Source organism: Massilia sp. GER05 (assembly GCF_052056005.1).
GTDB lineage: Bacteria > Pseudomonadota > Gammaproteobacteria > Burkholderiales > Burkholderiaceae_D > Telluria > Telluria orientalis.
In genome coordinates, this window is record NZ_CP178858.1 from 2,896,550 (window position 1) to 2,914,243 (window position 17,694).

At 65.4% G+C, this 17,694-nt stretch carries 16 protein-coding genes; 14 read left to right on the plus strand and 2 right to left on the minus strand.

The window, feature by feature from the left end; all coding sequences use genetic code 11:
* Window positions 1-49: 49 nt before the first annotated feature.
* The 5 genes from odhB to ACL58G_RS12955 all read left to right on the plus strand — a co-directional run bounded on the left by odhB (window position 50) and on the right by ACL58G_RS12955 (window position 5,223).
* On the plus strand, window positions 50-1,324 hold the full coding sequence (gene odhB, locus ACL58G_RS12935; RefSeq protein ID WP_440967228.1) for a 2-oxoglutarate dehydrogenase complex dihydrolipoyllysine-residue succinyltransferase: 1,275 nt from the start codon (window positions 50-52) through the stop codon (window positions 1,322-1,324).
* A 60-nt stretch (window positions 1,325-1,384) separates the two neighbouring features.
* Window positions 1,385-1,726: a PspC domain-containing protein gene (locus ACL58G_RS12940; protein ID WP_413385974.1), complete on the plus strand. Its 342-nt coding sequence runs from the start codon at window positions 1,385-1,387 to the stop codon at window positions 1,724-1,726.
* 168 nt (window positions 1,727-1,894) lie between these two features.
* Window positions 1,895-3,328, plus strand: coding sequence for a dihydrolipoyl dehydrogenase (gene lpdA, locus ACL58G_RS12945; protein ID WP_413344283.1), 1,434 nt, complete (start codon window positions 1,895-1,897; stop codon window positions 3,326-3,328).
* Window positions 3,329-3,448: 120 nt separating this feature from the next.
* Window positions 3,449-4,546: a cell division protein ZapE gene (zapE, locus tag ACL58G_RS12950; protein WP_413384059.1), complete on the plus strand. Its 1,098-nt coding sequence runs from the start codon at window positions 3,449-3,451 to the stop codon at window positions 4,544-4,546.
* A gap of 17 nt (window positions 4,547-4,563) precedes the next feature.
* Window positions 4,564-5,223, plus strand: coding sequence for a hypothetical protein (locus tag ACL58G_RS12955; protein ID WP_413384061.1), 660 nt, complete (start codon window positions 4,564-4,566; stop codon window positions 5,221-5,223).
* A gap of 151 nt (window positions 5,224-5,374) precedes the next feature.
* Here ACL58G_RS12955 and ACL58G_RS12960 read toward each other — a convergent pair whose 3' ends face one another.
* Window positions 5,375-6,133: a PP2C family protein-serine/threonine phosphatase gene (locus ACL58G_RS12960; protein WP_440967231.1), complete on the minus strand. Its 759-nt coding sequence runs from the start codon at window positions 6,131-6,133 to the stop codon at window positions 5,375-5,377.
* Window positions 6,134-6,312: 179 nt separating this feature from the next.
* Here ACL58G_RS12960 and ACL58G_RS12965 point away from each other — a divergent pair, with 179 nt between their 5' ends.
* From ACL58G_RS12965 to rlmD, 9 genes are all read left to right on the plus strand, one after another.
* Window positions 6,313-6,513: a YdcH family protein gene (locus tag ACL58G_RS12965; protein WP_413384065.1), complete on the plus strand. Its 201-nt coding sequence runs from the start codon at window positions 6,313-6,315 to the stop codon at window positions 6,511-6,513.
* Window positions 6,514-6,557: 44 nt separating this feature from the next.
* On the plus strand, window positions 6,558-8,597 hold the full coding sequence (locus tag ACL58G_RS12970; protein WP_440968028.1) for an ATP-dependent DNA helicase: 2,040 nt from the start codon (window positions 6,558-6,560) through the stop codon (window positions 8,595-8,597).
* A gap of 251 nt (window positions 8,598-8,848) precedes the next feature.
* Entirely contained in the window at window positions 8,849-9,457 is a 609-nt protein-coding gene (locus ACL58G_RS12975) for a toll/interleukin-1 receptor domain-containing protein (RefSeq protein ID WP_440967233.1), read from the plus strand.
* 8 nt (window positions 9,458-9,465) lie between these two features.
* The gene (locus ACL58G_RS12980) at window positions 9,466-10,977 is read left to right on the plus strand and encodes a hypothetical protein (RefSeq protein WP_440967234.1); all 1,512 of its coding nucleotides are present in this window, start codon (window positions 9,466-9,468) and stop codon (window positions 10,975-10,977) included.
* A 93-nt stretch (window positions 10,978-11,070) separates the two neighbouring features.
* Window positions 11,071-11,808, plus strand: coding sequence for a 5'/3'-nucleotidase SurE (gene surE, locus ACL58G_RS12985; protein WP_413384075.1), 738 nt, complete (start codon window positions 11,071-11,073; stop codon window positions 11,806-11,808).
* Window positions 11,805-12,665 (plus strand): protein-L-isoaspartate(D-aspartate) O-methyltransferase, encoded by an 861-nt coding sequence (locus ACL58G_RS12990; protein ID WP_440967236.1) that lies wholly within the window; start codon window positions 11,805-11,807, stop codon window positions 12,663-12,665. The genes surE and ACL58G_RS12990 overlap by 4 nt, the downstream gene beginning before the upstream one ends.
* A 32-nt stretch (window positions 12,666-12,697) precedes the next feature.
* Window positions 12,698-13,597 carry a peptidoglycan DD-metalloendopeptidase family protein gene (locus tag ACL58G_RS12995; RefSeq protein WP_413384080.1) on the plus strand — a complete coding sequence of 300 codons (900 nt, stop codon included), beginning with the start codon at window positions 12,698-12,700 and terminating at the stop codon, window positions 13,595-13,597.
* A gap of 9 nt (window positions 13,598-13,606) precedes the next feature.
* Window positions 13,607-14,620 (plus strand): RNA polymerase sigma factor RpoS, encoded by a 1,014-nt coding sequence (rpoS, locus tag ACL58G_RS13000; RefSeq protein WP_440967238.1) that lies wholly within the window; start codon window positions 13,607-13,609, stop codon window positions 14,618-14,620.
* A gap of 195 nt (window positions 14,621-14,815) precedes the next feature.
* On the plus strand, window positions 14,816-16,201 hold the full coding sequence (gene rlmD, locus ACL58G_RS13005; protein ID WP_440967240.1) for a 23S rRNA (uracil(1939)-C(5))-methyltransferase RlmD: 1,386 nt from the start codon (window positions 14,816-14,818) through the stop codon (window positions 16,199-16,201).
* Window positions 16,202-16,695: 494 nt separating this feature from the next.
* On the opposite strand, the gene ACL58G_RS13010 is transcribed toward rlmD, so the two are convergent.
* Window positions 16,696-17,661 carry an IS110 family transposase gene (locus ACL58G_RS13010; RefSeq protein WP_413381204.1) on the minus strand — a complete coding sequence of 322 codons (966 nt, stop codon included), beginning with the start codon at window positions 17,659-17,661 and terminating at the stop codon, window positions 16,696-16,698.
* Window positions 17,662-17,694 lie beyond the last annotated feature (33 nt).

Sequence of the window (17,694 nt, forward strand, 5' to 3'; positions counted from 1 at the left end):
CTCTCCGCGCGGGGTTTTTTGCACAGAATACAAAAACGGAGTTTTCTAAATGGCACAAATCGAAGTCAAGGTCCCCCAATTGTCGGAATCGGTCGCCGAAGCGACCCTGCTGTCGTGGCACAAGAAAGTCGGCGAAGCCGTTTCGCGCGACGAGAACCTGATCGACATCGAGACCGACAAGGTGGTCCTGGAACTGCCGGCACCGGCTGCCGGCGTGATCGTGCAAATCATCAAGAACGACGGCGGTACCGTCGTCTCGGGTGAAGTCATCGCCATCATCGACACCGAAGCCTCGGCCGGCGTGAGCCCGCTGCAGGTGACCACTGCGCCGGCTGCCGCTGCCGAAGCCGCTGCCGCACCGGCTGCCGCCGCTGCCGCCACCGGCTCGAAAGGCGACGTCGCCATGCCGGCCGCCGCCAAGATCCTGGCCGACAACAACCTGACCGCCGCCGACGCCACCGGCACCGGCCGTGACGGCCGCGTGACCAAGGGCGATGCCCTGGCCGCCGTCGCCAGCAGGGGCGCAGCGCCTGCGCCGGCCGTCGCCGCACCGGCACCGCTGCAGCAGCAAGCACCGAAGGCAGCCCTGCCGCAAGTCGCAACCCCGGTCGCGAACCTGGGCGACCGTCCGGAAGAGCGCGTGCCGATGAGCCGCCTGCGCGCCCGTATCGCCGAGCGCCTGCTGCAGTCGCAGTCGACCAACGCCATCCTGACGACGTTCAACGAAGTCAACATGGCACCGGTCATGGAAATGCGCGCCAAGTACAAGGACAAGTTCGAGAAAGAGCACGGCGTCAAGCTGGGCTTCATGTCCTTCTTCGTCAAGGCCGCCGTCGCCGCGCTGAAGAAGTACCCGATCCTGAACGCGTCGGTCGACGGTAACGACATCATCTACCACGGCTACTTCGACATCGGTATCGCCGTCGGTTCGCCGCGCGGCCTGGTCGTCCCGATCCTGCGCAACGCCGACCAGATGTCGATCGCCGAGATCGAGAAGAAGATCGGCGAATTCGGCCAGAAAGCCAAGGACGGCAAGCTGACGCTGGAAGACCTGACCGGCGGTACGTTCTCGATCTCGAACGGCGGCACCTTCGGTTCGATGCTGTCGACCCCGATCATCAACCCGCCGCAGTCGGCGATCCTGGGCGTGCACGCCACCAAGGACCGCGCCGTCGTCGAGAATGGCCAGATCGTCATCCGCCCGATGAACTACCTGGCGATGTCGTACGACCACCGCATCATCGACGGCCGCGAAGCCGTCCTGGGCCTGGTCGCGATGAAGGACGCGCTGGAAGATCCGGCCCGCCTGCTGCTCGACCTGTAATTCACGAACGGGGGCGCGCCCGCCTGGTGCGCCCGTGCGTGTGTCTGATGGAAGGGAATGATCATGATCTCCGATGAAATCAAGCGTTTGCACGAACTGCACCAGGCCGGCGCATTGACCGACGCCGAATTCGAACAGGCGAAGGCGAAGGTATTGTCCGGCGCCTCGTCGACCGTGAACCTGAACAAGAGCGCGAGTGCCGACGGTTCGTTCGCGTCCGAGCTGAACACCTTGCGCCGCTCGCGCACCGACCGCTGGCTGGGCGGTGTCTGCGGCGGCCTGGCGAACGTGTCGGGCGTGGATGCGTGGGTATGGCGGCTCGTGTTCGCGCTGTTCACCATCACGTTCGGGTTCGGGATCGTGATTTACCTGTTGTTGTGGATTTTCGTGCCGGAAGAGTGAGTCTTCGGGCGAAGAACGAATACGAAACCCATATCAACGTCGTTCCCGCGCAGGCGGGAACCCAATTTGAGCTTGCAGCATCGCGCACGGGACGTCTCCGTTCCGTTTGCACTTGGGCCCCCGCCTTCGCGGGGGCGACGTTGGTTGGAAAAAAAGGAAAGCGATTAGATGAGCACTGAAAAACAATTCGACGTCGTCGTGATCGGCGGCGGTCCTGGCGGCTACGTGGCCGCGATCCGCGCAGCGCAGCTGGGCTTCAAGACCGCCTGCATCGACGAATGGCAGAACGCCAAGGGCGGCCCGGCACTGGGCGGCACCTGCACCAACGTCGGCTGCATCCCGTCGAAGGCACTGCTGCAATCGTCGGAACACTTCGAGCACGCCGGCCACGCGTTCGCCGAGCACGGCATCGACGTCGCCGGTCTCTCGCTGAACCTGGGCCAGATGCTCAAGCGTAAGGAAGGCGTCGTCAAGGCCAACAACGACGGCATCGTCTACCTGTTCAAGAAGAACAAGGTCACCTTCTTCCACGGCCGCGGCACGTTCGCCGGCAAGGCAGGCGAAGGCTACACCATCAACGTGTCGGGCCCGACCACCGATTCGATCACCGCGAAGAACGTGATCATCGCGACCGGTTCGAACGCCCGCGAACTGCCGGGCGCAGCGTTCGACGAGAAAGTCATCCTGTCGAACACCGGCGCGCTGACCGTCGACGCCGTCCCGGCCAGGCTGGGCGTCATCGGCGCCGGCGTGATCGGCCTGGAGATGGGTTCCGTGTGGCGCCGCCTGGGTGCCAAGGTCACCGTGCTGGAAGGCCTGCCGACGTTCCTGGGCGCGGTCGACGAGCAGATCGCCAAGGAAGCGCACAAGCTGTTCACCAAGCAGGGCCTGGACATTCAGCTGGGCGTGAAGATCAACAGCGTGACCAAGGGCGACAACAGCGTCACCGTGGACTACGCCGATGCAGCGGGCGCCGCGAAGAGCGAGACGTTCGACCGCCTGATCATCTCGATCGGCCGCGTGCCGAACACCAACGGCCTCGGCATCGAGACCGTCGGCGTGCAGCTGGACGAGCGCGGCTTCGTGGCCGTCGACGACGAATGCCGCACCAACGTCCCGGGCATCTGGGCCGTGGGCGACGTCGTGCGCGGCCCGATGCTGGCGCACAAGGCGGAAGAAGAGGGTGTTGCCGTTGCCGAGCGTATCGCCGGCCAGCACGGCCACGTCAACTTCAACACGATCCCGTGGGTCATCTACACGTCGCCGGAAATCGCGTGGGTCGGCAAGACCGAGCAGCAGCTCAAGAAGGAAGGCGTCGCGTACAAGGCCGGCACGTTCCCGTTCATGGCCAACGGCCGTGCACGCGCGCTGGGCGACACGTCGGGCATGGTGAAATTCCTGGCCGACGCGACGACCGACGAAATCCTGGGCGTCCACATCGTGGGCCCGGTCGCGTCGGAGCTGATCTCGGAAGCCGTCGTCGCGATGGAATTCCGCGCGTCGTCGGAAGACATCGCCCGCATCTGCCACGCCCACCCGTCGCTGTCCGAAGCGACCAAGGAAGCCGCGCTCGCCGTCGACAAGCGTTCGCTGAACTTCTAAGTAACATCCGGGGCCATGCGCCTCGTTGGGTGGGCACCCCCGTGCCCACGCGAACGCTTGCGTCATGCCGGCGTACGCGTGGGAACGGGGTGCCCACCCTACGTTTTTATAGACGAATCCATGAACGTCCAAGAGTACTACCAGCACGCGCTGACCGAGCGCGGATTCAAGTCCGATCCCGCGCAGCAGCGCGCCGTCGACCGCCTGCAGGAGGCGTACGACGACTGGGTCGCGTACAAGTCGCAGCGCTCGTCCGCGTTCAAGCGCCTGATCAACCGTCCCGACGTCCCGCAGGGCGTCTACATGTGGGGCGGCGTCGGACGCGGCAAGTCCTTCCTCATGGACAGCTTCTACTCGGTCGTGCCGGTCGTGCGCAAGACGCGCCTGCACTTCCACGAATTCATGCGCGCCGTGCACCGCCAGCTCGACGAGCTGAAAGGCGTGGAAGACCCGTTGATCGAGGTCGCCAGGCGCATCTCGAAGAAATACCGCCTGATCTGCTTCGACGAATTCCACGTGAACGACGTGGCCGACGCGATGATCATGTACAACCTGCTGTCCGCGCTGTTCGCCAACGGCGTGTCGTTCGTGATGACGTCGAACTACGATCCGGACAAGCTGTACCCGGACGGCCTGCACCGCGACCGCATGCTGCCCACGATCGCGCTGATCAAGGACAAGCTGGACGTCATGAACGTCGACGCCGGCATCGATTACCGCCACCGCGCGCTGGAACAGGTGCAGGCCTATTACACGCCGCTGGGCGCGGCCTCCGACCACGCCTTGCGCGAGGCCTATGCGAAAGTCGCCGACACGGCCGACGAGGATCCGCGCGTGCACATCGAACAGCGCGAGCTGCGTGCGCTGCGGCGTGCCGGCGGCGTGATCTGGTTCGATTTCGCCACCTTGTGCGGCGGCCCGCGTTCGCAGAACGACTACCTGGAACTCTCCAGCCAGTTCCACACCGTGATCCTGTCGGGCGTGCCGCGCATGTCGGCCGCGATGTCGTCGGAGGCGCGCCGCTTCACGTGGCTGATCGACGTGTTCTACGATCACAAGGTCAAGCTGATCATGTCGGCCGAGGTCGAGCCGGAGCTGCTGTACACCGAGGGTGCGATGTCGAACGAGTTCCATCGCACGGTGTCGCGTATCATTGAGATGCAGTCGCGTGAATACATGCTCGCCGAGCGCCGCGGCGCGGCCGACTCGCTGGCCTGAACGATCAAAGGAACCGAATGAAAGCAGACTTCGTCACAGACACCCGTAGCCGCATGCGCACGCTCGCCGTGGCGCTGTCCGCCGCGCTGCTGGGTGCGTGCGCCAGCCAGGACGTGGTGCCGCGCGAGGTGCCGCCGCCGCCCGTGACGTCCGTCGCACAGGCCGACCAGCAACTGGCCGCCGTCGCGCGCGAGCGCGCCGCGATCGAGGCCCGTTTCGCGGAACGGGAACGCGTCTGCTACGACAAGTTTTTCGTGAATAACTGCCTCGACGAGGCGAAGGAACGCCGCCGCAGCGCGCTCGCCGCCCAGCGCGCGATCGAGGTGCAGGCCGAACACTTCAAGCGCCAGGCGGTCGTCGAGGAGCGCGACCGCAACCTGGCCGAAGCGGAACGCCGCTTCAAGGAGCAGGAGGCGCGCATGGCGGCCGAACCGCCGAAGCCCGCAGCGGAGCCGACGCCGGCGCCGGCGCCGCGCAAGGCGGTCGCGCCCGAGCGCATGGCCGAGCGCGACGCGCGCCTGCGCGCGCAGAAGCAGCAGGAAGCGGCGAACGCCGGCAAGCGCGCGCAGAACGTGCGCGACTACGAGGAACGCAAAGCGCAGTCGGAAGAACGGCAGCGCAAGGTTGCGCAGCGCAAGGCGGAGAAGGCTGCGAAGGCCGCGAAGGCCGCGAAGTAGGGGGGGCACCCCGTGCCCACGCGTGACGCTCGCATCATGTTGGCGGCGTTCGCATCATGTTGGCGGCGTTCGCATCATGTCGGCGACGCTCGCATCATGTTGGCGACGTTCGCATCATGTTGGCGTTACGCGTGGGCGGAGGCCGCCCACCCTACGCCGCCTTGACGAGCTTCACGATGGCCATGCTGCAGTTCCCGCCCTTGCCCTGTGAGCGCTCGCCGGCCTTGTTGATCAGCATCTCGGACGCTTGACGGGGGCTCGACTTCGCGGTCACGGCACCCAGTTCGGCATCCGTGAAGAAATGCCACAGGCCGTCCGAGCACAGCAGGAAAACATCGTGCGCCGCGAGATCGAGGCGCTGGCCGAACGTGATGAACGGCTCCTTGCGGCTATTGCCCATCACATTCAGCAACAGCTTGGACTTGCGGTGGTTCTTCGCGGCGTCCGGCGGCAGGCGGTCGCTCGACACGAGGTGCTCGACATAGGCCGCGTCGCTCGTGCGCGCCAAGCACTTGCCGTCATGAAAGTAATACAGGCGCGAATCGCCCACGTGGGCCCAGACGGCCTCGCCGTGCGGCGTCAGGACGAGGCCGACGAAGCTGGCGTGCGCAGGGGCCTGTGTCGCGACGGCATTCATGTTGATGACCAGATGGGTTTCCTGCACGATGTCGCGCAACAATTGCTGCAGGCGCTCGACGGACGGGCGGTCGCCCGGCTTGAATTCGTCGAACACGTGTTTGGCGGTGTGCAGGACCTGTTCCGCGCCGGCCGCGCCGGCAATGCCGTCGGACAGCACGGCCAGGACGTAACCGGGCGCGCGGGCGCCCGTCATGAGCGCGACCCGGTCGTTCTGCTGGGGGCGGTTACCGATATGCTGCGCGGTTCCCGCTTCTAACTTGTATGAGGTCATAAACGTGGCTTTCCGATACCGCCATGCCGGACTTTGTTGGCGGCAACGGCGGTGTAGTTTAAACTATGCACCGGTTTGCACTGGAGTTGCAAGCCGTAACAATGAATAGCGCGCCGCCCCGAGCCAGCGGGCATGCGTCTTCCCACCCCTTTACGCTTAACTGTTCGGAAATGCCTAACATGATCGACGTCCAGGAGATCCACCGCCGTATCGTTGAACTCGACGTGGAACATCGCGACCTCGACGCTGTCATCGACATGCTGACCCGCGACGGTCACGCCGACCAGTTGCAGTTGCGACGTCTGAAGAAACGCAAGCTGCAGTTGAAGGACCACATCACACTGCTGAAAATGCAGTTGGTGCCGGACGTTCCGGCATAAGCCCACGTTTTTTAAGCAGTCTCATTTTGACCGATCGCCTCCCCTTGTCCGAGTCCGACCTCGACGCCGACCTCGACGCCGCGCCGGCGCCTTCCGAACCTGTCGGCAAGTACGACGCCGAAGTCGACCGCATTTTCGGCGCCGGTGGCCCGCTCGCGCCCGCGGTCGGCACGTTCAAGCCGCGCCAGTCGCAGACCGAGATGGCGAAGGCGATCGCGCACGCGATCAGCGAGCAGGGCACGCTGATCGCCGAGGCCGGCACGGGCACGGGCAAGACGTTCGCCTACCTCGTTCCCGCGCTGCTGTGGGGCGGCAAGACGATCATCTCGACGGGCACCAAGAACCTGCAGGACCAGCTGTTTTCGCGCGACATCCCGACCGTGCGCGCGGCATTGCGCGCGCCCGTCTCGGTGGCGCTGCTGAAGGGCCGTTCGAACTACCTTTGCCACTACCATCTGGAACGCACGCTGTCGAACGGCCGCCTGACGTCGCGCGACGATGTCGGCCATCTGCGCGAGATCTCGCGTTTCATAAAGATGAGCCAGTCGGGCGACAAGGCCGAGTTGACGAAGGTCCCGGAAACGGCGTCCGTGTGGAACCTCGTGACGTCCACGCGCGAAAACTGCGTGGGCCAGGAGTGCCAGTACTACCAGGACTGCTTCGTGATGAAGGCGCGCCGCGAAGCGCAGCAGGCCGACGTCGTCGTCGTCAACCACCACCTGTTCTTCGCCGACGTGGCGCTGAAGGAAGGCGGCATGGCCGAACTGCTGCCGTCCGCCAACACGATCATCTTCGACGAGGCGCACCAGTTGCCGGAAGTGGCGACGCTGTTCTTCGGCACGACCGTGTCGACGGGCCAGGTGCTGGAACTGTGCCGCGACGTGCTGGCCGAAGGCCTCGCGCACGCGCGCGGCGGCGTGGACTGGGCGAAGGTCGTGACCGTCGTCGAGAAGGCCGCGCGCGACCTGCGCCTGACGTTCCCGGAAGGCGGCACGCGCTTGTCTCTGCCGCAGATCCCGCCCAGCTCGGAATTCTTCCCGGCGCTGGAAAAGCTGAAGGAAGAACTGGAAGGCCTGATCGACGTGCTGGAAGCCCAGGCCGAGCGCGCCGAGACGATCGAGCAGTGCCGCGTGCGCGCCGTCGAGCTGCTGGAACAGTACAAGGCGTGGAAATCCGAGCCGAAGAAGGGGAAGGAAGTCGACGGGGCGCACCATGCGGGCGACGATGCCGTGCTGTGGGTCGAGGCGTTTTCCTCGTCGCTGCAATTGCACAAGACGCCGCTGTCGATCGCGCCGATCTTCGCCGGCCAGCGCGCCGGCACGCCGCGCAGCTGGATCTTCACGTCCGCCACGCTCGCGGTGAAGAACGACTTCAAGCATTTCACTGCCCAGCTCGGCATGACGGGCGAACCCGCGCAGAGCTGGCCGAGCCCGTTCAACTACCAGGAGCAGGGCATCCTGTACGTGCCGACCGGCCTGCCGGAACCGAACACGTTCGGCTACACGGACGCGGTCGTCGACATGGCGCTGCCCGTGATCGAAGCGGCGGGCGGCCGCTGCTTCTTCCTGTGCACGACGATCCGCGCCGTCAACCGCGTGGCCGAGCGCCTGCGCGAGGAATTCGCCGCGCGCGGCCTCGACTTCCCGCTGTTCGTGCAGGGCGAACGGGGCCGCACGGAATTGCTGGACTCGTTCCGCAACGCGGGCAATGCCGTGCTGGTCGGCAGCCAGAGTTTCTGGGAAGGCGTCGACGTGCGCGGCGAGGCGCTGTCGCTCGTCATCATCGACAAGCTGCCGTTCGCGCCGCCCGACGACCCCGTGCTGGCCGCGCGCATCGAAGTGATGGAAAAGAAGGGCATGAACGGCTTCGTTCACCACACCTTGCCGGAAGCCATCATCAACCTGAAGCAGGGCGCCGGCCGCCTGATCCGCGACGTCGAGGATCGGGGCGTGCTGATGCTGTGCGATCCGCGCGTGATCAGCAAGCCGTACGGGCGGCGGATCTGGCAGAGCTTGCCGCCGTTTCGGCGCACGCGGGTGCAGGCGGAGGTGATCGAATTTTTCAAACAGGCCAAGCCTCAGTAATCCCGGCTGCGGGCTGGGAACCGGGGTCGGAGCCCTTTTAAAAGCAACACCGGGCTCTAACCGGGGTCAGAGCCCTTTTAAAAGCAACACCGGGCTCTGACCCCTCTGCTTCGTTTTACGCTACCTTTGGGCTCGCCTCGCGCTACGCCGCGCAGCGGCTCCGCTGTCGCTTGTGTTCCCACAACATGCAGGATGGGTGACTTGTTTAGAGTCACACAGGCCCGGCCGGTGGCAGACTTCAAGGGGGAGCAATGGCGATACGTTATGGCTGCTTTTTCAGCTATGCCCATGGGCGGCACGAACTGATGCAGCGCTTCAAGGCCACGCTGGCCGATGCACTGCGCTGTTACCTCGAACCGTATTTCGACAACGAAGACGAACTGTTCATCGACACCGAACAACTCGGCGGCGGTGACGACCTCGACCGGAAGATCGCCCGCGCGCTGTGCGAAAGCGCGTGCATGGTGCTGATCTACACGCCCAAATACGAAGCCCATCCCTACACCCGGCGCGAGTACGCCGCGATGCGCCTGATCGAAGCCGAGCGCAGCACGTGGTACACGCTGCCCAGCCAGCTGATCATTCCCGTGATCATGACGCAGCATCCCGTCGGCCTGCCGCCGCAGATCAGCGAATCCACGTTCTACGTCGACTTCTCGCGCTTCACGATGGCCACGGCCGACCTGAAGTCGAACCCCGATTTCCTGCCGGACATCGACAAGATGGTCCGGCGCATCGTCACGCATTACCAATACCAGAAAAAAACCATGCCGCGGGCGCATGACTGCAACCAATTCGTGCTTCCCGCTGTCCCACCCGCATGGCGTGAGTTACCGGATCCAACCTTCCCAAAAAAATGAGGAGCCTTATGGAAACCAACCGCATCACCGCAGTACCGGCCGGTCAGGCCGGCGAGGTGACGACGTTCTACTCCTACGACAGCGCCCCCGTGCGCAGCCTTGCGCTGGCCCATGCCGCCTGGCTGCTTGCCGGGCGCGCGCATGCGAAGACACCGGTGCTGATGATCGACTGGGATCTGGAAGCCCCTGGCCTGCATCACTATTTTTCCCGCGCGGACGATGGGCAGCACGCCAGCGGCCTGCTCGAACTGTTCGAGAGTTGCCGCGAGCAACTGCACGGCAATACGTCGAACGACGACGCCGAGGCGCTGGCCGCGCGCGTGCTCGACACGCTGGACTGGGACGACTACATCGTCCGCGTCGACGACAGCCGGCCGCTGTACCTGATGCGCGCCGGCCGCTTCGACGACAGCTATGGCGAGCGCGTCGACCGGCTCGACTGGGACGCGCTGTTCTGCGCGTGCCCCGCGCTGTTCCGCACGTTCGCGGCGCAGGTGGCACGGCGCTTCGCCCACGTGCTGATCGATTGCCGCAGCGGCCGCTCGGCGGCGGCCAGCGTCTGCACCGCGCTGTTGCCGGACAAGATAGTCGGCGTGTTTACGCCCGACGCGCGCAGCCTGGACGGCCTGCAGGGCGTCGTCGCGCGCGCGCTCGATTACCGCTGCAGCCACGAGGACGAACAGCGGCCGCTGCTCGTCTATCCGCTGCCCTGTCCGGTCGACGGCACCGGCGAAGGGCGGTTGCGCTGGCGCTTCGGCGACGCGCCACGGAGTCCGTCCGGCTACCAGGCCCGGCTCGAACGGATGCTGGCCGAGTGCTATGGCCTGTCCCGCGTCGTGCTCGACAGCTACCTCGACGAGGTGCAGCTGCCCCAGGCGGCCGTCAGCGGCATGGCACCGGCCGGCGGCCGGGCCCAGGCGGGCGAGCACGACCGGCTGGGGCCGCAGCGCGCCGTCGAAGCGCTGCTCGAATGGCTCGAGCCCGGCCATTTCCCGTGGCGCCCGTTGCCCGAGGTGCGGCTCGTGCAGGCCGTCGAATCGCTGCGCGAACGGGCCGCCGATCCGCAGGCCCCGAGCCTCGTGCGCGAACTGGCCCGGCTGGCCCAATTGTATTTAGGGCAACAAAGCGAACTGGAGGCCGCACGCCGCATCGAGCAGCACGTGATCGCGCTGGAGCAGGGCTTGCACGCCATGGAGGAGGGCAAGCGTGGCCACGGCGCGCCGCGCCGCGCCGGCGAACCGTCGCCGGATGCGCTGGACGACAAGCTGTCGCGCCTGCAGGAACTGATCGACAGCCGCAGTCCCCGCGAGGCGCGGGCACTGGCGGACAGCCTGCGCTCGACGATCCTGCGGCCGAGTGTGGCGCATCCGCTACGACGGCGCGGCGCCGCGATGATCAAGCAGGTCTACCTGCAGGAAGGCGACAAGGACGCGCTGCTGGCCTTCACGCTGGACGAGGTCTCGTCCCTCGAAGGCGCCCTGATCCAGGCGGCGGAAGGGCGTCCGCTGGTGGCGGGCTGACGTCGTGGCGGGGCGCGCGGCGGCGCGTCCGGGGGGCAATAAATGTGACGTCCGATTGGTCGATCTCGCCGTTGCTTCAGGTAAAATCGCAGGATGCGTATCCTTATCAGTAACGACGACGGCTATCTCGCCCCCGGCATCAACGCCCTGGCCGATGCGCTCGCGACAGTCGCCGACATCGTAGTGGTCGCGCCCGACAGCAATCGCTCGGGCGCGTCGAACTCGTTGTCGCTGGACCGTCCGCTGTCGGTGTCGAAGGCTGCCAATGGGTTTTATTTCGTCAACGGCACCCCCACCGACTGCGTGCACATCGCGTTGACGGGGATGCTCGACGTCCGCCCCGACCTGGTCGTCTCCGGCATCAACAACGGCCAGAACATGGGCGACGACACGCTGTACTCCGGCACGGTGGCGGCGGCGACGGAAGCCTATCTGTTTGGGATCCCGGCCATCGCCTTTTCCCAGGTGCATGGCGGCTGGGCGGAGGTGGAAGCGGCCGCGCGGGTGGCGCGCGACATCGTGCTGCGCCGTTTCGAGATGCTGGACACGCCGTTTTTGCTGAACGTAAATATCCCGAACCTGCCGTACGAGCAGATGGGACCGCTCGTGCCGACCCGCCTGGGCCGGCGTCACCAGGCCGAGCCCGTCATCCGCGGCCAGGATCCGCGCGGGCGCGAGATCTTCTGGATCGGGGCGCCGGGCGCCTGCCGCGACGCGGGCGAAGGCACGGATTTCCACGCGACGAGCCAGGGCTGCGTGTCGGTGACGCCCCTGCAGGTCGACCTCACGCACCGCGACCAGCTGGACCTGCTGCGGCGAGGGCTCGGATGAGCGAAAAGCGCAGCCAGTTTCCCCTGCCGCTCTCGTCCGTGACGGGCGGCGGCACCCGAAAGCCCGCTGCGCCGGCGCCGGTCGCCACGCCGCAGACGGCGACCCAGAACGCGCGCAACAGCCAGGCGCAGCCGCCCGGCGGTCAGCGTGGCGCGCCGGCTGGCGTGCCGGGCACGACCAAACCGTCCCAGCCGCAACAGACCGTCGTCCGGTCCGACCTGGCGGCAACGGAAGCGCCGCGCCGTGCGATGGCGGCCCGGGCCGCGCGCCAGGGCGTCAAGGACCCGCAGGTGCTGGCCGCGCTGGAAATCGTGCCGCGTCATATGTTCGTCGAGCCGGGCATGCTGGCCCAGGCGTATGTCGACATCTCGCTGCCGATCGGCCACAACCAGACGATTTCGCAGCCGTACATCGTCGCGCGCATGATCGAGTTGCTCAAGGACAGTAAGAAGCCGCTGCACCGCGTGCTCGAGATCGGCACGGGGTGCGGCTACCAGGCCGCCGTGCTGTCGTGCGTGGCGCAGGAGGTGTATTCCATCGAGCGCATCAAGCCGTTACATGAGCTGGCGAAGGCCAATCTGCGTCCGTTGCGTATCGCCAATCTGCGCTTGCAGTACGGAGATGGTATGCTAGGGCTCCCGCAGGTGGCCCCGTTCGACGGCATCATCCTGGCGGCGGCCGGTCTCGAGGTGCCGCGTGCATTGCTCGAGCAGATGGCCATTGGCGCCCGCCTGGTGGCGCCCGTCGGTGCTCAGGTCCAGCACCTGCAGCGCATTACCCGTACCGGCAAGGCGGAATGGACCAGCGAAACGCTGGAAGCCTGCCATTTTGTCCCGCTGCGGCCAGGCATCGCTTGAATGCCAGTTGTTGTAAAAGAATTATAGAGAGAATGAAACTTACGCCCCGCTTAGCCCTGTTGACCCTTAGTCTCGGCATCCTGTCCGCCTGCAGCACCGAGACCCGCGTAGCCCCCGTGATCGACCGTCCGGCTCCGACCGCATCCAGCTTCCGTCCCCGCCCGCAACCGGCCCCGGTGCCGGCCGCCGAGGAGTCGAAGCCCGACGCGCGCGGCACCTATACCGTGCGGCGCGGCGACACCTTGCTGAAGATCGCCCTCGACCACGGCCAGAATTACCGCGACCTCGTCGCCTGGAACAACCTGGCCGATCCGGACGACATCAAGGTCGGCCAGGTGCTGAAAGTGGCGCCGTCCGAGCGTAACGGCAACGGCGTCGTGACGTCGCCGATCGCGATGCCGGGTGCCGAGAAGGCGCCGGCCGTGCCGAAGAAGACGGAGCCGAACGGCGCCAAGAAGCCGTACAGCGAATCGAACCTGGCCGCGAAAGAAGACAATCCGAAGGCGGAAAAAGTGATCTCGGCGGGCGTGACACCGGGCACCACCGTCACCGCGAACGACGACGAAAAACTGAGCTGGATGTGGCCGTCCGACGGCAAGATCATCGCCACCTTCGACGAAGGCAAGAACAAGGGCATCGACATCGCCGGCAAGATGGGCCAGCAGGTGATGGCCGCGGGTTCCGGGAAGGTGATGTATGCCGGTAGCGGCATCCGCGGATATGGTAATCTCGTGATTGTTAAGCACAGCAACAGCCTGTTGTCGGCATATGCGCACAACCGCACCATCCTGGTGAAGGAAGGTCAGAACGTGACCAAGGGCCAGGCGATCGCGGAGATGGGCGATTCCGATGCCGACACCGTCAAACTGCATTTCGAGATACGCCAGCAGGGCAAGCCGGTCGACCCGGCCAAGTTCCTGCCCAGTCGCTAGAGAGAGCCGATGACCTTGCCCGCCGACCCGCTGGACAACGACACGCCGGAAGAGAATCCGGATGAACCGCTGGACGACGGCGGGTTCGGGGCGGACGGCGTCGACCGTGCCGAGATGCTGCCGGAAGGCGCGGCGACGGCCATCGTCGACACCGTCGACGAGCTCAAGAGCGTCCTGCAGGCCGAGCTCTCGACGGACACCACCCAGCATTACCTGAACCGCATCGGCGCCAAGCCGCTGCTCACGGCCGAACAGGAAGCGCACTACGCGACCCTGGCCAAGGCGGGCGACTTCAATGCGCGCCAGAAGATGATCGAGCATAACCTGCGACTCGTCGTCTCCATCGCCAAGCACTACATCAACCGCGGCGTCGTGCTGCTCGACCTCATCGAGGAAGGCAACATCGGCCTGATGCGCGCGATCGACAAGTTCGAGCCCGAGCGCGGCTTCCGCTTTTCCACCTACGCGACGTGGTGGATCCGCCAGAGCATCGAGCGCGCGATCATGAACCAGGCCCGCACCGTGCGCCTGCCCGTGCACATGGTGCGCGAGTTGAACCAGGTGCTGCGCGCGAAATACCACCTGGAGGCCCAGCACCACGACGGCAAGGAAGCGAGCGCGGAAGACATCGCCAGCCTCGTCGGCCGGCCCGTGGAGGAAGTGCAGGACATCCTCGCGCTGTCCGAACACGCGACGTCGCTCGACGCCCCGCTCGACAACGATCCGCAGAGCAGCCTGATGGACATGCTGCCGGACGAGGGCGACGTCAGCCCGGACGCCCACGCGGAGCAGCACGAAATGACGGTGCTCGTGCGCGACTGGCTGCAGAAGCTGCCGGACAAGCAGCGCCTTGTCGTGATGCGCCGCTTCGGTCTCGACAACGACGACCCGGCCACGCTCGAAACGCTGGCCGAGGAGATGGGCGTGACGCGCGAACGGGTGCGCCAGATCCAGCAGGAAGCCCTCGTCAAACTGAAACGGGCGATGGCCGCCCGTGGCGTCGTCCGCGATTCCTTGCTATGATGCCCGGCTGGCCGGAATGGCGACGAAATCGTCATTCCCGCGCAGGCGGGAATCCATACTGAGCAACCGCAGCCGACACGCAGGCGTTCCGGCTCCGCGAGCGTCACCATGGGTCCCCGTTTTCGCGAGGACGTCGTCGTTTGGTTGTGCGGTATTCCGACCGCCGTCTTCCCCGATTCTGCTTTCTTCTATCCCATGCAAGAAACCTTCATCAACATCAAATCCCTCGACATGGACGCGCGCGGCGTCGGCCACCTGGAGAACGAGGACGGCACGCAAGGCAAAGTGATCTTCGTCGAAGGCGCGCTGCCGGGCGAGCGCGTCAGCTTCGAGACCCTGCGCAAGAAGAAGAACTGGGAATCGGGCCGCATGGTCACGCTGCAGAAAGCGTCGTCGATGCGCGTCGAACCGAAATGCCCGCACTTCTGGCACTGCGGCGGCTGCTCGATGCAGCACCTGGAGCCGTCGGCGCAGGTCGCGATGAAGCAGCGCGTCCTGGAAGACAACCTGTGGCACATCGGGAAGACGAAGGCCGAGAACATCATGCGCCCGATGTACGGCCCCACGTGGGACTACCGCTACCGCGCGCGCCTGTCGGTGCGCTACGTGGCCAAGAAGGGCACGGTGCTGGTCGGCTTCCACGAGCGCCACTCGTCGTACGTGGCCGACATGACGAGCTGCGAGATCCTGCCGGACCACCTGTCCGCCATGCTCGTGCCGCTGCGCGAACTGGTGGGCGCGCTGTCGATCTACCAGCAGATGCCGCAGATCGAGATCGCCGTCGGCGAAGAGACGACCGTGCTCGTGCTGCGCATCATGGCGCCGCTGAGCCCCGCGGACGAGGCGCTCGTGAAAGCGTTCGCCGACCAATGGAATATCCAGTGGTGGCTGCAGCCGAAAGGCCCGGACACCGCCGCGCCGTACTACCCCCTGGGCAAGGAACTGTACTACACGCTGCCGGAATTCGGCATCAGGATGCCGTTCAAGCCGACCGACTTCACGCAGGTGAACCACCAGATCAACCGCCTGCTGGTGCACAAGGCGCTGACCCTGCTCGAGGTGCAGCCGGGCGACCGCGTGGCGGACCTGTTCTGCGGCCTCGGCAACTTCACCTTGCCGCTGGCGACGCAGGCGCGCGAAGTCGTCGGCATCGAAGGCAGCACGGCGCTGACGACACGCGCGCTGGAAAACGCCAAGGCCAACGGCCTGGCCGACAAGACGACGTTCTACACGCGCAACCTGTTCGAGGTGACGAAGGACGACCTGATCGCGCTCGGTAAATTCGACCGCATGCTGGTCGACCCGCCGCGCGACGGCGCCGTCGCGCTGGCGATCGCGCTGGCCGAACTGCGCCTGGCGCAGCCGGACCTGCTGCCGCAGCGGATCGTGTACGTGTCGTGCAGCCCGTCGACCCTGGCGCGCGATGCCGGCATCCTGACGCACCGCGCCGGTTACGTGCTCAAGAAGGCGGGTGTGGCGAACATGTTCCCGCACACGTCGCACGTGGAATCGATCGGCGTGTTCGAGCGCCTCGAGAACTTCCAGCCACGCGAATTCAGCACGCCGGACGTCGCCGAATAACGGTGGCGTTCGCGTGGGCGGAGGGCCGCCCACCCTACGACTGCCGTAGCGTGGGCACCCCGTGCCCACGCGTTCAACGAGCGGCGACGCGGTCCAGCCGTAGGGTGGGCACCCCGTGCCCACGCGTTCAACGAGCGGCGACGCGGTCCAGCCGTAGGGTGGGCACCCCGTGCCCACGCGTTCAACGAGCGGCGACGCGGTCCAGCCGTAGGGTGGGCACCCCGTGCCCACGTGTTCAACGAGCGGCGACGCCGTCCAGCCGCAGGGTGGGCACCCGTGCCCACGCGTTCAACGAGCGGCGACGCCGTCCAGCCGTAGGGTGGGCACCCGTGCCCACGCGTTCAACGAGCGGCGACGCGGTCCAGCCGTAGGGTGGGCACCCCGTGCCCACGCGTTCAACGAGCGGCGACGCGGTACAGCCGTAGGGTGGGCACCCCGTGCCCACGCGTTCAACGAGCGGCGACGCCGTCCAGCCGTAGATACTGTTATCCCGGTCAAGCGGCGTGCAGGTCTGGATTGAACTTTTGTCCGGACTTCAGCACGCCGAAGGCGACATGAAGCAGCTTTCTCATCATGGCGACGATAATGACCATGGGCTTTTTTCCAGCGCTGGACAGACGAGCGAGGAAGCGCTTTCCCCAGTTCGTTCGATACAACGTGACCATAGCCGGCATGTACAAGCCTTTCCGGATCAGATTGTGACCGACCCTGGAGATGCGTGTCTTTCCTTGAACGCTGCTGCCTGACTCATGATGCCGCGGATCGAGCCCGGCATAGGCAGTCACCTGTCGGGCGTTCGCGAACCGGCCTGGAGCGAGCGAAAAAGCCAGCAGCAATGCGATCGTACGTTCACCGACGCCAGGAATGCTGTCCAGCAGCGCTTTCCGATCCTTCAAATCGGGATCGCTGTCGATGTGATCGCGAATTTTCTTGCTGAGATGCGCGATTTCCTCGTCAAGCCAGACGATATGGGATGTAATGCCGTCCTTGACGGCTTCACGCGCCACTTCGAGACGATTACTTTCCTGAGTCCGGATCTCCTGAAGAGCGTCCAGGCGCAGCACCATGGCCCGTAACTCTTGTTCTTGCAAAGACGGGGCCTTCCACGGTTCCGGCCGACTCTCCTTGCAGAAATCAGCGATCAACTTCGCGTCGACCTTGTCAGTCTTGGTCCTGACAAGACGCGACGCACCAAACGCTTTGATCTGCACCGGATTGACGATACTGACCACGTACTGATGGTTCGCCAGATACTCGGCGACGGCTTCCCAGTACACCCCGGTAGCCTCCATGCAGACGTGAAGCTGGGGCACGTCAAAGCTGCAAATCCATTGTTGTAACTCTTTAAATCCGTTGGGCGTATTGTCGAAAACCTTATGCTTGTGCTTGCCGTCCGGTTGGCGCAGCGCGCAGTCGAGCTTTTTCTTGGCAACGTCAATTCCCAGGTACCACTCTTGCATAGATATCCTCTTCTGATCCACCTTGCGAAATAC

Excerpts from the sequence above, each read along its gene's own strand:
- ACL58G_RS12980 (WP_440967234.1), top strand. The coding sequence starts at position 9,466 with ATGGAAACCAACCGCATCACCGCAGTACCGGCCGGTCAGGCCGGCGAG.
- ACL58G_RS12960 (WP_440967231.1), bottom strand. The coding sequence starts at position 6,133 with ATGACCTCATACAAGTTAGAAGCGGGAACCGCGCAGCATATCGGTAAC.
- ACL58G_RS12990 (WP_440967236.1), top strand. The coding sequence starts at position 11,805 with ATGAGCGAAAAGCGCAGCCAGTTTCCCCTGCCGCTCTCGTCCGTGACG.
- ACL58G_RS12965 (WP_413384065.1), top strand. The coding sequence starts at position 6,313 with ATGATCGACGTCCAGGAGATCCACCGCCGTATCGTTGAACTCGACGTG.
- zapE (WP_413384059.1), top strand. The coding sequence starts at position 3,449 with ATGAACGTCCAAGAGTACTACCAGCACGCGCTGACCGAGCGCGGATTC.
- ACL58G_RS12975 (WP_440967233.1), top strand. The coding sequence starts at position 8,849 with ATGGCGATACGTTATGGCTGCTTTTTCAGCTATGCCCATGGGCGGCAC.
- rpoS (WP_440967238.1), top strand. The coding sequence starts at position 13,607 with ATGACCTTGCCCGCCGACCCGCTGGACAACGACACGCCGGAAGAGAAT.
- surE (WP_413384075.1), top strand. The coding sequence starts at position 11,071 with ATGCGTATCCTTATCAGTAACGACGACGGCTATCTCGCCCCCGGCATC.
- odhB (WP_440967228.1), top strand. The coding sequence starts at position 50 with ATGGCACAAATCGAAGTCAAGGTCCCCCAATTGTCGGAATCGGTCGCC.
- ACL58G_RS12995 (WP_413384080.1), top strand. The coding sequence starts at position 12,698 with ATGAAACTTACGCCCCGCTTAGCCCTGTTGACCCTTAGTCTCGGCATC.
- lpdA (WP_413344283.1), top strand. The coding sequence starts at position 1,895 with ATGAGCACTGAAAAACAATTCGACGTCGTCGTGATCGGCGGCGGTCCT.
- ACL58G_RS13010 (WP_413381204.1), bottom strand. The coding sequence starts at position 17,661 with ATGCAAGAGTGGTACCTGGGAATTGACGTTGCCAAGAAAAAGCTCGAC.
- ACL58G_RS12955 (WP_413384061.1), top strand. The coding sequence starts at position 4,564 with ATGAAAGCAGACTTCGTCACAGACACCCGTAGCCGCATGCGCACGCTC.
- rlmD (WP_440967240.1), top strand. The coding sequence starts at position 14,816 with ATGCAAGAAACCTTCATCAACATCAAATCCCTCGACATGGACGCGCGC.